Annotated in this window: 13 protein-coding genes; 9 read left to right on the top strand and 4 right to left on the bottom strand. The window is 72.5% G+C overall.

All coding sequences use genetic code 11. The features are described from left to right. The first annotated feature begins 5 nt into the window (after positions 1 to 5). Positions 6 to 1,007: a proline racemase family protein gene (locus Plo01_RS17365; protein ID WP_203891619.1), complete on the top strand. Its 1,002-nt coding sequence runs from the start codon at positions 6 to 8 to the stop codon at positions 1,005 to 1,007. A gap of 63 nt (positions 1,008 to 1,070) precedes the next feature. Here Plo01_RS17365 and Plo01_RS17360 read toward each other — a convergent pair whose 3' ends face one another. Beyond that, positions 1,071 to 1,724: a TetR/AcrR family transcriptional regulator gene (locus Plo01_RS17360; RefSeq protein WP_203891618.1), complete on the bottom strand. Its 654-nt coding sequence runs from the start codon at positions 1,722 to 1,724 to the stop codon at positions 1,071 to 1,073. A 126-nt stretch (positions 1,725 to 1,850) separates the two neighbouring features. Here Plo01_RS17360 and Plo01_RS17355 point away from each other — a divergent pair, with 126 nt between their 5' ends. Beyond that, positions 1,851 to 3,254, top strand: coding sequence for a cytochrome P450 (locus Plo01_RS17355; protein ID WP_203891617.1), 1,404 nt, complete (start codon positions 1,851 to 1,853; stop codon positions 3,252 to 3,254). Here Plo01_RS17355 and Plo01_RS17350 read toward each other — a convergent pair. Continuing rightward, the gene (locus tag Plo01_RS17350; protein ID WP_203891616.1) at positions 3,157 to 3,777 is read right to left on the bottom strand and encodes a DUF2867 domain-containing protein; all 621 of its coding nucleotides are present in this window, start codon (positions 3,775 to 3,777) and stop codon (positions 3,157 to 3,159) included. The genes Plo01_RS17355 and Plo01_RS17350 overlap by 98 nt on opposite strands. Beyond that, positions 3,774 to 5,702 (bottom strand): fumarylacetoacetate hydrolase family protein, encoded by a 1,929-nt coding sequence (locus Plo01_RS17345; protein ID WP_203891615.1) that lies wholly within the window; start codon positions 5,700 to 5,702, stop codon positions 3,774 to 3,776. Before Plo01_RS17345 ends, Plo01_RS17350 begins: the two co-directional genes overlap by 4 nt. Positions 5,703 to 5,912: 210 nt before the next feature. Here Plo01_RS17345 and Plo01_RS17340 point away from each other — a divergent pair, with 210 nt between their 5' ends. From Plo01_RS17340 to Plo01_RS17310, 7 genes are all read left to right on the top strand, one after another. Continuing rightward, positions 5,913 to 6,143 (top strand): hypothetical protein, encoded by a 231-nt coding sequence (locus Plo01_RS17340; protein ID WP_203891614.1) that lies wholly within the window; start codon positions 5,913 to 5,915, stop codon positions 6,141 to 6,143. A gap of 178 nt (positions 6,144 to 6,321) precedes the next feature. Continuing rightward, positions 6,322 to 7,473, top strand: coding sequence for a branched-chain amino acid ABC transporter substrate-binding protein (locus Plo01_RS17335; protein WP_203891613.1), 1,152 nt, complete (start codon positions 6,322 to 6,324; stop codon positions 7,471 to 7,473). A gap of 34 nt (positions 7,474 to 7,507) precedes the next feature. After that, entirely contained in the window at positions 7,508 to 8,401 is an 894-nt protein-coding gene (locus Plo01_RS17330; RefSeq protein ID WP_203891612.1) for a branched-chain amino acid ABC transporter permease, read from the top strand. After that, positions 8,398 to 9,411, top strand: coding sequence for a branched-chain amino acid ABC transporter permease (locus Plo01_RS17325; RefSeq protein WP_203891611.1), 1,014 nt, complete (start codon positions 8,398 to 8,400; stop codon positions 9,409 to 9,411). Before Plo01_RS17330 ends, Plo01_RS17325 begins: the two co-directional genes overlap by 4 nt. Further along, positions 9,408 to 10,175 (top strand): ABC transporter ATP-binding protein, encoded by a 768-nt coding sequence (locus Plo01_RS17320; protein WP_203891610.1) that lies wholly within the window; start codon positions 9,408 to 9,410, stop codon positions 10,173 to 10,175. Before Plo01_RS17325 ends, Plo01_RS17320 begins: the two co-directional genes overlap by 4 nt. Continuing rightward, on the top strand, positions 10,168 to 10,875 hold the full coding sequence (locus Plo01_RS17315) for an ABC transporter ATP-binding protein (RefSeq protein ID WP_203891609.1): 708 nt from the start codon (positions 10,168 to 10,170) through the stop codon (positions 10,873 to 10,875). The genes Plo01_RS17320 and Plo01_RS17315 overlap by 8 nt, the downstream gene beginning before the upstream one ends. Positions 10,876 to 11,009: 134 nt before the next feature. Continuing rightward, the gene (locus tag Plo01_RS17310; RefSeq protein ID WP_203891608.1) at positions 11,010 to 11,690 is read left to right on the top strand and encodes a GntR family transcriptional regulator; all 681 of its coding nucleotides are present in this window, start codon (positions 11,010 to 11,012) and stop codon (positions 11,688 to 11,690) included. 28 nt (positions 11,691 to 11,718) lie between these two features. Here the strand turns inward: Plo01_RS17310 and Plo01_RS17305 are convergent, their stop codons facing one another. Further along, positions 11,719 to 12,633: an EamA family transporter gene (locus Plo01_RS17305; protein WP_203891607.1), complete on the bottom strand. Its 915-nt coding sequence runs from the start codon at positions 12,631 to 12,633 to the stop codon at positions 11,719 to 11,721. Between the last annotated feature and the right edge of the window lie 60 nt (positions 12,634 to 12,693).

Raw genomic sequence — 12,693 nt, 5'->3', positions numbered from 1 at the left:
GAAAAATGAGGACGAAAAGGGTTTTCCACGCGGTGGACTCCCACACCGAGGGCATGCCGACCCGGGTGATCACCGGCGGGGTGGGGGTCGTGCCCGGCGCGACCATGGCGGAGCGGCGGGAGTACTTCGTCCGGCACCTGGACCACGTCCGCACGCTGCTCATGTACGAGCCGCGCGGTCACGCGGCGATGAGCGGGGCCGTCCTGCAGCCCCCCACCCGGCCCGACGCCGACTACGGCGTGCTCTTCATCGAGGTCTCCGGCTGCCTGCCGATGTGCGGGCACGGCACCATCGGCGTGGCCACCGTCCTGGTGGAGACGGGGATGGTCGAGGTGGCCGAGCCGGTCACCGCCGTCCGGCTGGACACCCCGGCGGGCCTGGTGACGGCCGAGGTGCGGGTGGAGGACGGCGCCGCCGTGGAGGTGACCATCACGAACGTGGCCTCCTACAGCGCCGGCCTGGACCGGGTGGTCAAGGTGCCGGGGTTCGGCGAGGTCGGCTACGACCTGGCCTACGGCGGCAACTTCTACGCGATCGTGGGGCTGGAGGCGCTCGGCCTGCCGTACGACCGCGCGCACGGGCAGCGGCTCCTGGAGGCGGGGCTGGCGATCATGGAGGCGATCAACGAGGAGGACGAGCCGGTGCACCCGCTCGACGACCGGGTCAGGGGCTGCCACCACGTCTACCTCGCCGCCCCCGGCTCGGACGCCCGGCACTCCCGGCACGCCATGGCCATCCACCCCGGCTGGTTCGACCGCTCGCCCTGCGGCACGGGCACCAGCGCCCGGATGGCCCAGCTGCACGCCCGCGGCGAGCTCGCCCTGGGGGAGGACTTCGTCAACGAGTCGTTCATCGGCACCCGGTTCACCGGCAGGCTCGCCGGGGAGACGTCCGTGGCCGGGCTGCCCGCGGTGGTCCCGCAGATCACCGGACGGGCGTGGGTGACGGGCACCGCCCAGTACTTCCTCGACCCCCGCGACCCCTTCCCCGCGGGCTTCCTCCTGTGACCGGAACCTGCGAGCGGAGCCCGTGAGCCGGGGCCTGTGACCGGGGCCGTGCCGGATCGGGGATCACTGCAGCCGGTGCTGCAGGGCCGGGGCCAGTTCGGTGGTGGTCAGCAGGAAGGCCACCACGTAGTCGATGAGATGGTCGCGACCGGTGTCCAGGTCGCCGCGGAACCAGTCGGTCAGCAGGTCCCACAGGCCGGCGGTGACGGTCAGGGCGGTCAGGTGGAGATCGGTGGCCGACAGCGGGACCTCGTCCAGCAGTTCGTGGACCTGGGCGGTGAAGATGGCCGCCAGGGTCCGGATGATGCGGCGGCGGCGCTGCTGCAGCAGCGGGTGGGCCGAGAACTCATGGGCCAGGACACGGCCTCGGCGCGGGTCGGCGGACAGGAAGTCCACGATGGCCTCCACCACCGCTCGGGCGCGGGCGCGCAGGCGGTGGGGGGCGGCCGAGGCCGCGGCCAGGATCACGGCGGTGCCCCGGGCGGCCTGGTCGTCGACGACGGCCAGCAGCAGGGCGTCCAGGTCGGTGAAGCTCTCGTAGAAGTAGCGGTCGTTCAGGCCGGCCTGCTTGCACACGCCCCGGACGGTCGCGGCGGCCCAGCCGTGGCGGCCCAGCACTTCCAGGCCGGCCTCCAGCAGTGCGGCGCGGCGCTGAGCCCGGCGCTGCTCGGCCGGCATCCCGCGGTAGGGGCGCGCGGAGGAGGTTGAGGAGGTCACGGCATCCGATTGTGCCGTAGCCCTTGACGCGGCGGCCAAATCTGGTGATGGTTGACACCAGAATTTCTGGTGTCGGCGAGCACCAGAAATGCGTCCCTCGGCCCGAGCAGGGAAAGGCGGTCGCCTGTGACCACGCAAGAGCCGGCATCCTCTCCTCCCCTCACGGTGGCCTCCATCGACCTGAGCGACCTGAGGTTCTGGGCCCGGCCGCCGGCCGAGCGCGCCCGGGCCTTCGCGCTGTTGCGCGCCCAGCCGCACCCGTTGCGCTTCCGGCTGCCGAAGGTCCCCTTCCTGCGGCGCGACCCCGGCTCCTGGGCGCTGGTCCGGCACGCCGACGTGGTGGAGGCCAGCCGCCGTCCCGACGCCTTCAGCAGCGAGCCCAGCGCCACCAGCCCCACCGACATGCCGGGCTGGATGAGCGGATACTTCACCTCGATGATCGATATGGACGACCCGCGGCACGCCAAGATCCGCCGGATCGTCTCCCGGGCGTTCACCCCCAGGATGCTGGCCCAAGCGGAGGACGACATCGCGCGGCGGGCCGCGCGGATCGTCGACGAGCTGGTCGCGGCGGGCCCGGGCGACTTCGTGGCCCGGGTGGCGATGCGGCTGCCGGTCGAAGTGATCTGCGACATGCTCGGCATCCCGCCCCGCGACCACGCCCGGGTGGTGAGGCTGACCAACATCGTGGTCGGCTACACCGATCCCGAGTACGTCGGCGAGACGGCGGACTACACCGGCGCCCGGGTGAAGGTCTCACCGCTGGGCGTGATCCGGGTCCTGGCCACGGTGGCGCTGGCCGGATGGCGGCTGCACCGGCTGGCCGCCCGGCTCGGCCGGCGGCGCCGGAGCGCGCCGACCGGCGATCTGACCTCCGCGCTGGTCAACGCCAACATCGACGGAGAACGGCTGAGCCCGCGTGAGTTCGCCGCGTTCTTCCTGCTGCTGGTGGTGGCCGGCAACGAGACCACCCGCACCGCGATCGCCCACGGCCTGAAGCTGTTCACCGACCATCCCGACCAGCGGCGCCTGCTGCTGGCCGACTTCGAGGGGCGCATCGCCGGGGCCGTGGAGGAGATCGTGCGCCACAGCAGCCCCGTCGTCTTCATGCGCCGCAACGTCACCCGCGACGTCGAGATCAACGGCCACCGTTACCGGGCCGGGCAGAAGGTGATGCTGTTCTACGCCTCCGCCAACCGCGACGAGACCGTCTTCACCGATCCCGACGCCTTCGACATCACCCGCCACCCCAACCCGCACGTCGGCTTCGGCGGGCCGGGGCCGCACTTCTGCCTGGGGGCGCACCTGGCCCGCCGCGAGATCACGGTGATGTTCCGCGAGCTGTTCGCCCGCCTGCCCGACATCACCGCCGGCGAGCCCGACCGGCTGCTGTCCAGCTTCGTCAACGGTTACAAACGCCTGCCGTGCGCCTTCACCGTCCCGGAGGCCGCCTCGGATCCCGGCGCCCCGCCTCCGCGTGCTCGCGCCAGGCCCGCTCCCACTGCCGGGTCAGAGCCGGATAGACGATGAGATACCGGAAGGGCGCGATGGCGGCCATGTAGAGCCGCCCGAACCAGCCGTTGGGCTTGACGAGGACGGCCATCCGCAGCTCGTGGTCGCCGTTCGCCCCCCGGACCCAGCCGAGATGCATCACGGTGTGCACGGTCTTGTTCGCCAGCTCGCGCGCGGCCTCCATGTCGAGCTCGTAGACCGCTTTGAGCGGCATGCTCTCGCTGTCCGGGCCGCGGGGAGCGTCGCGGAGGTCGGCGGGCAGGCGGTCGCGGAGCGAGGCCACCCGCGCGCCGACGCCCGCCGACGGCGCGTCCCAGCGGAGGAGGGCGCCGAGCTTCCACCGCAGGGCGAACAGGAACCGCGACGGCCCGGTCTGCCGGGCGAGGCCTCCGGCGGCCCGCATCGCCGCGAGCATCGCCGGGAAGTCGCCGGGCCCGGCTCCGGGAGTGCGGAACGACCACACGTCCTCGATCGAGAAGTCGCCGGTGAGTTCGTGGACGCGCCACGGGCGGGAGGTGTGCGCGGTCTCGGGCAGCTTCACGAGAGTCCCCTCTCGGCCATCATGGCCATCAGCGTCAGCTGGTCCAGTTCGGGTGTGGCGGGGTCGAGCTCGCGGTAGCGGCGGTGCACGTTGACCACGATCCGCTCGGCGTCCAGCCAGTCGGCGTACTCGTCCAGGTCCACCGCCTCGACCGCCTCGGCGAGGGACAGGCCGCGGGCGTGGGCGGCGTCCGCCTGCTCGACCACGTGGGTGAGGTAGCCGCGCACCGCGCGGATCCCGTCGGGGTCGGTGACCGGGCCGTGGCCGGGGACGATCGTGTGCGCGCCGGTGGCGATCATCCGGTCGCAGGCGGTGATCCAGTTGGCGATCGGGCCGCTCCACACGATCGGGGTGCAGCCGACGAACAGCAGGTCGCCCGAGAAGAGCACGCCCGCGTCGGGCACGTGGACGACCGAGTCGGCACTCGTGTGGGCGGGGCCGAGGTCGATCACCCGCACCTCGCGGCCGCCGACGTCCAGGGTCAGCTCCCGGTCATAGGTCAGGTCGGGCAGCCGCGGGCGGATGCCGCTGAAGTCGAAGGCGCCGAAGCGCTCACGGAAGTACGGCGTCGCCGGGCCGATGTCCACGACCTGGGCGGCGGTCAGCATCTCCGGAGGCATCCCGTGCCGCATCCCGGCGCGGGTGGCCTCCGCGGCGATGATCTGGACGTGCTCGCCCAGCAGCTGGTTTCCGTGGGTGTGGTCGCCGTCGGAGTGGGTGATGACGGCGCGGGCGAGCGGGTGTCGGCCGGTGATCGGGAGCATGGCGTCGAGCATCTCGGCGGTCAGCGGCAGGTCGAACAGGGTGTCGACCAGGAGGGAGGCGCCCTCGCCCGCGATCAGGCCCGCGTTGCTCCAGCCGTACCCGCCGTCGGGCAGCAGCCAGGCCCACACGCCCGCGCCGACCTCGTGCAGCCCGCGCGTGTAGGGCAGCTTCGACGGGGCGCGGTTGACGCGCGGCCGCCGCGGCCTCTCGTCGGGGTTGCGCCTGCGCGCCAGCGGGTGCGGCGGGGCGGACGCGCGGACGGTCTGGCGGGTGCGGCCCAGCCCCTCGACCGCCAGCTCCACGACGTCGCCGTCGTGCAGCCAGCCCGGGAAGGCCGCCGGGTCGGCGAGGGACAGGTGCTCGACGAGGCAGCAGCCGGGCACGGTGCCCGAGCCGAACACGTCGCCGGGCAGCAGGTCGACACCGCGCGAGGCGTAGGAGACGATCTCGCCGAAGCTCCAGTCCATGGCGTCGGTACGGCCCGAGCCGACGGCCCGGCCGTTGACGGTGGCCTCGACCCGCAGGGCCAGCCGGCCGTCGCGGCGGTGGGGCTCCAGCTCGTCCGGGGTCACCAGGTACGGGCCGAGCGTGGTCGCGCCGTCCTTGCCCTTGGCCTGGCCGATGGCCATCGGGCTCTCGCGCAGCTGCAGGTCGCGTGCCGACCAGTCGTTGCAGACGGTGTAGCCGATGATGTGCTCCTCGGCCTGCTCCGGCGTGAGGTCCCGGCCGCCGGGCCCGATGACCGCGGCGATCTCCAGTTCGAAGTCGAACCAGGCGCTGCCGGGCGGGATCGTCACCTCGTCGTACGGGCCGACGATCGAGGAGGGGCAGGCGAAGTAGAAGGCCGGGATCTCGTACCAGGCGTCTTCGAGCGCACGCGGCCGACCGGCGGCCTGCCGGCAGTTGCGCATGTGGTCCAGGAAGCACAGGCAGTCGCGGACCGAGGGCGGGCGCGGGATCGGCGCGCGCAGCCTGGCCCCGGCCAGCGGCACCGCCTGCGCCGCCGAGGCCAGGGCCCTCTCGCCGGCCGCTCGCAGTTCCCCGGCGCCCCGGCTGATGAGCTCGATCAGATGGACACCCGGCGGGACGGGATGGATCCGGTCCCCGCCGATCACGCCGACGCGGTCTCCGGTGTCCGCGGCGTAGGTCACCCAGCGCATGGAGAGCCTCCTCATTTCTATGTTGGCTGACACAGGCTATATCGACCAGCATCGGATCTGTCATCCGGGCCCTCCGGTCCCGCCATCGGGTCTCGGGACGCGGGGCCGATACTTTGGTCGATCGCGGAGTCCCGGGGCGGCGACTTTGGTCGGGCCGCGGGATCCCCATGACCGATCCCTCCTCCGGAGAGAGATCCATACCGTTGGGGCATGAGCAAAGCCGTCCAGTTCCTCGGGCTCTACCTGGTCGCCGCGGGTATCAGCGGGACCGTCGACCACCTGGCCGTCCAGCCGTTCCTGGGCCCGTTCCTCAACGCCTTCAACCGCTTCGTCATCCCGAACGTGGATTTCCTGACCGGCTACGAGATCTTCGCCAACCTGACCCTGTCCGTCCTCGGCGCCATCCTGGTCATCGCCGCGGGGCGGACCCGGGCGTCGTGACGCCCGGCGAGGCTCCGCGGGGCCGGGAGCCTGCGCTGCGCCCGTCCCCTCCCGCCGATCCGTGCGGCGGCCCGGCGCGGGCGGACAATTCATGACCCGCCACTCTCGTCCCACCTCTTGACGGGAGCACGTCGCGCGCGTGCAATGTCACACATCACTCGATGTGAGGAGCCGCCCCATGCGCGCCATCCCCCTGAAATCCCTCGCGTCACTCACTCTCGCCGCCCTCCTGCTCAGCGGGTGCGGTCAAGGCCTGCTCGGCGACGGGGACGACGCCGCCACCGAGGAAGGCCCGATCGTCCTGGGCATGCTCATCCCGCAGTCGGGCAGCGAGGCGGCCATCGGCCCCTACATGAGCAACGCGGCACAGCTCGCCGTCGACGAGATCAACGCCAAGGGCGGAGTGCTCGGCCGCACCCTCCAGCTGAAGACCGCCGACGACGCCTGCGACCCGCAGTCGGCCTCGGCCGCGGCCAACAAGCTCGTCACCGAGGGCGTGCACGTCTCGGTGGGCGGCTACTGCTCCGGAGCCACGCTTCCCACCCTGCCCATCTTCGGCCGGGCGAACATCCCGATGATCATCCCGGCGGCCAACTCCCAGGAGCTGGTCGACCAGAAGCTCAAGCACGTCTTCCTGATCAACGGGACCGGCTCCCAGCAGGCCGAGGCCGCCCAGAAGTGGATCGCCAAGCAGGGCGCGAAGAGCGTCGCGCTGATGCACGACAACACCAGCTACTCCAAGGACATCGCCGTGCGCGCCCAGGGCCTGCTCGGCGACCAGGTCGTGATCACCGAGGCGGTCACGCCCAAGGAGAGCGACTACAGCGCCAACATCACCAACGTGCTCGCCAAGAAGCCCGACTTCATCTACTGGACCGGGTACTTCCAGGAGGGCGGGCTGATCGCGCGCCAGCTCCGCCAGTCCGGATACGAGGGCGCGCTCATGGTCGCCGACGGCGCCGTCTCGCCGAAGCTGGCCGAGATCGCCGGGAACGAGGCCGCCGAGGGCGTCTACGCGACCATGACCCAGACCCCGGACACCCTCCAGGGCGCCGAGAACTGGATCGCGTCCTACAAGAAGAAGTACAACGCCGACCCCGGCCCCTACTCCAACCAGTCCTACGACGCGGTACGGCTGGCCGCCGAGGCGATCACCAAGGCGGGCGGCACCGACGGCGCCAAGGTCATCGCCGCGCTGGAGGCGGTCGACGGCTTCGCGATGTTCTCCGGGCCGCTGAAGTTCACCCCCGAGCACACCCTGGCCAACGGCGGCTTCCAGATCCTCGTGGTCAAGGACGGCGCGTTCACCCTGCAGGATCCCCTCCGGTGAGCCCCGCAGGACTTCCCGCGGCGCGGGAGGCCGCATGACGCAGCTCGTCTGGAACGGCCTGTTCGTCGGCTCGTTCTACGCCCTGGTGGCGCTGGGCTACAGCATGGTCTACGGGATCATCAAACTGCTCAACTTCGCCCACGGCGACCTGTACATGCTCGGCGCGTTCACCGGCTTCGCCGTCCTCGGCGCGGCCGGCGGCGTTCCGTCCTCGCTCTCCCTCCCGCTGCTGCTCGGCGTGCTCCTGGCGACCATGGCGATCACCGGGCTGGCCGGGGTCGCGCTGGAGCGCGTCGCCTACCGGCCGCTGCGCCGCGCCCCCCGCCTCTCCCTGCTGATCACGGCCGTCGGCGCGTCCTTCGCCCTGGAGTACGGCATGCGCGCCGTCGCCGGGGCCGACCCGCGGGTCTACCCGGTACGGCTCGGCGGCACCCCGCTGGAGATCCTCGGCGCCCGGCTGACCCCGCAGCAGCTGGTGCTGATCGCGGTGGCCGTGGTCTTCATGATCGGGCTGAACCTGCTGGTCACCCGGACCCGCGAGGGCCGCGCCATGCGGGCCATCGCGCTGGACCCGCGCACCAGCGCGCTCATGGGCATCGACGTCAACGCGGTGATCTCCCGGACCTTCTTCCTCGGCTCGGCCCTGGCCGGGGCCGCCGGGGTGATGGCCGGGGCCTACTACGGGAAGATCGACTTCCTGATGGGCTTCCTCATCGGGCTCAAGGCGTTCACCGCGGCGGTCATCGGCGGGATCGGCAACATCCCCGGCACCATGCTCGGCGGGCTGCTGCTCGGGCTGCTGGAGTCGTTCGGCACCTTCTGGCTGGGCGGGGAGTGGCGCGACGTGTTCGCCTTCGGGGTGCTGATCCTGTTCCTGACCGTGCGGCCCACCGGCCTGCTCGGCGAGCGCGTCACGGAGCGGGTGTGAAAACCGGGGCGGCCGGGCCGAAGGTGCGCCGCCGAGGGGTGGACCGGCCCCCGACGCGGGTGTCGCGGCTGCTGCAGAACCGGTGGGCGGGGGCGGCGGGGCTGCTCGTCGCGCTCCTGGCGCCCTTCGTGAACGCCACGCCGTACGCCCTCTCGATCATGACCAGTGCGGCGATCTTCGTGATGCTGGCCGCCGGACTGAACATCGTGGTCGGCTACTGCGGCCTGCTCGACCTGGGCTACGCCGCCTTCTTCGCGGTCGGCGCGTACACCAGCGGCGTGCTGGCCACCCGCTTCGACCTGCCGCTGCTGGCCACCGTGCCCGCGGTCCTGGCGGTCACCGTGCTGGCCGGGATCGTCATCGGCGCGCCGACGCTGCGCCTGCGCAGCGACTATCTCGCCATCGTCACCCTCGGCTTCGGCGAGATCATCCGGATCACCGCCAACAACCTGGACGTCACCGGCGGCCCCTCGGGCGTCTACGGCATCCCGCACCTCACCGACGGCCCGGTGTCGTTCTACTACCTGACGGTGGCGGTCGTCTCCCTGGCCGTCCTCGGCGCGGCCCGGCTGGGCCGCTCGCGTCTCGGCCGGGCCTGGCGGTTCGTCCGCGAGGACGAGGACGCCGCCGAGGCCACGGGCGTCAACACCTACCGGGTCAAGCTCGCCGCCTACATCGCCGGGGCGGTCTGGGGCGGGCTGGCCGGAGTGCTGTTCGCCGCCCACCTGTCGGCCATCTCCCCGGCCAGCTTCACCTTCCTGCAGTCGGCGCTGGTGCTGATGGCCGTGGTCCTGGGCGGCATGGGATCCGTCCCGGGCGTCGTGCTCGGCGCCATCGTGATCAGCCTCCTCCCCGAGGTCCTGCGCGACCTCGCCGACTACCGCTTCTTCCTCTTCGGGGTCCTGCTCATCGGCTTCATGCTCGTGCGCCCGCAGGGGCTGTGGCCCGCCCGCTCCAAGGAGGCCCTCAGATCCGACGAGGCCCTCAGATCCGAGGAGGCTCTCAAGTGACCCTGCTGGACGTGGCGGAGCTGCGCCTGTCCTTCGGCGGGCTGCTGGCCGTCGACGGGCTGAGCCTCTCCGTGGCGGAGGGGGAGATCGTCTCGCTCATCGGGCCCAACGGCGCGGGCAAGACCTCGGTCTTCAACTGCGTCACCGGCTTCTACCGGCCCACCGCGGGGCGGATCACGCTGCGCGGCCGGGACCTGCGGGGGCTGCGGCCCTCCGCGGTCGCGGGCCTGGGCGTCGCGCGGACCTTCCAGAACCTGCGCCTGTTCGGCGAGCTGTCGGTCCTGGACAACGTGCGCGCCGGGACCCACCTGTGGCTCCGGCAGAGCGTCCTGGACGCCCTGCTGCACACCCCGCGCTACCGCCGCTCCGAGCGCGAGTGCACCGAGCAGGCCCACCACTGGCTGGACTTCGTCGGCCTGCGCGGCGACCGGTACGGCCCCGCCCGGGCGCTGCCGTACGGGGAGCAGCGCCGCGCCGAGATCGCCAGGGCCCTGGCCCGCCGTCCCGGGCTGCTCCTGCTGGACGAGCCCGCCGCCGGGCTCAACCACGGGGAGAAGGCCGGGATGGTGGACCTGATCCGGCGCATCCGGGACCTCGGCGTCGCGATCGTGCTCATCGAGCACGACATGGGCCTGGTCATGGAGGTCTCCGAGCGCGTGGTCGTGCTCAACTTCGGCAGGGAGATCGCCGACGGCCGGCCCGAGGACGTCCGGCGCGACCCGGCCGTCATCGAGGCCTACCTGGGAGGCGAGCCGGATGCTTGAGATCCGCGGGCTGGACGTGCACTACGGCGGTGTGCACGCGCTGCGCGGCCTGTCGCTCACCGTCGCCGCGGGGGAGGTCGTCGCCCTGCTCGGCAACAACGGCGCGGGCAAGACCACCACGCTCTCGGCGGTCTCCGGCCTCCTGCGGCCCAGCGGCGGGGCGATCCTCTTCGAGGGCGCCGACATCACCCGCGACCCGCCGCACCGGATCACCGCCCGCGGGCTGGTGCACGTCCCCGAGGGCAGGAGGGTCTTCAGCGCCCTCACCGTCCAGGAGAACCTCCAGCTCGGCGGGTACCTCGTCCGGGACCAGGCCGAGGTCCGCCGCCGGATCGAGCGCGTCTACGACCTGCTGCCCCGCCTGGCCGAGCGGCGCCGGCAGCGGGGCGGCACCCTGTCGGGCGGCGAGCAGCAGATGCTCGCCATCGGCCGGGCGCTGGTCACCGGGCCCCGGCTGCTCCTGCTCGACGAGCCCTCCATGGGCCTGGCCCCGCTGGTGGTCGCCTCCGTCATGGAGCTCGTCGCGGGCATCAACGCCGAGGGAACCTCGGTCCTGCTGGTCGAGCAGAACGCGGTCGCGGCCCTGCGGGTCGCCCACCGCGGATACGTGATCGAGAACGGGACGTGCGTGCTCGGCGGCCCCGCCGCCGAGCTGCGCGAGGACTCCCGGGTGGTGGAGGCGTACCTGGGCGGGGCCTGAGGCCGCGGGCGCCCGCCGCGGGGACGGATCCGGGGCCGGGGCGGAGGCGCGGCGGAGACGGGTCCCGGACCAGGTCTGAGACAATGGGCCGCCGCCCGCGAGGTGCGGAGACGAGCGAGATGAGAGGCGCTGGGATGGCTCCTTCGGCACCGGACAGGCTCGACCTGCCGGTCGTGGGCGAGCGGCAGAGCCTGCGGGAGCAGGTGGCGCACGCCCTGCGGGCCGCTTTGATCACCGGGGAGATGCGCCCCGGCGTGGTCTACTCCGCGCCGGTGCTGGCCGCCCAGTTCGGCGTCTCCGCGACTCCCGTCCGCGAGGCGATGCTCGATCTGACCAAGGAGGGCCTGGTCGAGGCGGTGCGGAACAAGGGCTTCCGGGTCACCGAGCTGTCCGAGCGCGACCTGGACGAGCTCACCGAGATCCGTCAGCTCGTCGAGGTCCCCACGGTGGCGCGCCTGGCCGACGCCTCCCGCGCCGAGAGCTTCGAGGAGCTGCGCCCGCTCGCCGAGCGGATCGTCGAGGCGGCCGAGGAGGGCGACCTGCTCGCCTACGTGGACGCCGACATCCGCTTCCACGTCGGACTGCTGGCGCTGGCGGGGAACGGCCACCTCGTCGAGGTGGTGCGCGACCTGCGCAACCGGGCCCGGCTGTACGGCCTGGCGCCCCTGCACGAGCGGGGCGCGCTGACCGACTCCGCCCGCGAGCACCTCGACCTGCTCGGCCTGCTGCGCGCGGGCGACGCCGGGGGAGCCGAGCGGCTGATGCGCCAGCACATCCGGCACGTGCGGGGCATCTGGGCCAGCCGCCCGGAGTGATCGGCGGGCGCTGAGCGTCGAGGGCCGGTCAGCGGGCGCTGCGCGTCGAGCCCACGCTCGCGATGACCACGCAGCCGATGGCGGCCCACTCGCGCACGTTCAGCACCTCGCCCAGGACGACCAGCCCGACCAGCGCCGCCGCCGCCGGCTCCAGGCTCATCAGGATGCCGAACACCCGCTTGGGCATCCGGCGCAGGGCCTCCAGCTCGATCGTGTAGGGGATGACCGACGACAGCAGCCCGACGCCCAGGCCGATCAGGAGCAGCTCGGGCCGGAGCAGATCGCTTCCGCCCGTGCTGATCCCGACGGGAGCGATCATCAGGAAGGCCACGATCATCGCGAAGGAGACGCCCCCGGTGCCGGGGAAGCGCTGCCCGACGGCGGCCGACAGCAGGATGTAGGCCGCCCAGCAGGCCCCGGCGACCAGCGCGAAGCCGATCCCGACCCAGCTCAGGCCGGTCGCCTGGCCCCAGGGCGCGAGCAGCGCGATGCCGGAGCCGGCCAGCACCACCCAGAGCAGGTCCAGCCGCCGCCGGGAGGCGGCCACCGCCACCCCGAGCGGGCCCAGGAACTCGATCGCCACCGCGATCCCCATGGGCAGCCGGGCCAGCGCCTCGTAGAACGACAGGTTCATCAGGCCGAGCGTCGCGCCGAACGCCACGCCCACCCCCAGGTCCGCCCGGGTCAGCCCCTTCAGCCGGGGACGGGCGATCACGCCCAGGATCAGCGCGCTCATCGCGATCCGCAGGAGCACCGTCGCGCTCGGCGCCAGCTGGCTGAACAGGTCCTTGGCGAAGCCCGCGCCGAGCTGGACCGAGAGGATGGCCAGCATCACCAGGCCGGAGGGCGGGATGGCGTCCGAGGCGGCCTTGAGCACGGCCCCCGATCTGGCCGGTCCTGTCTTGTACGGCTCTGCGGGTCCCGGAAGGGCGTCGGCGGTCATCGGACTCCTCAGGCGCTACATGGTTCTACGCACCTTACTAAGGCTTGCCCCATGGGGATC

It is taken from the genome of Planobispora longispora, assembly GCF_016863135.1.
Taxonomy (GTDB): Bacteria; Actinomycetota; Actinomycetes; order Streptosporangiales; family Streptosporangiaceae; genus Planobispora; species Planobispora longispora.
The sequence above is the reverse complement of the archived record's forward strand: the minus strand, read 5'-3'. Positions and strand labels throughout refer to the sequence as shown.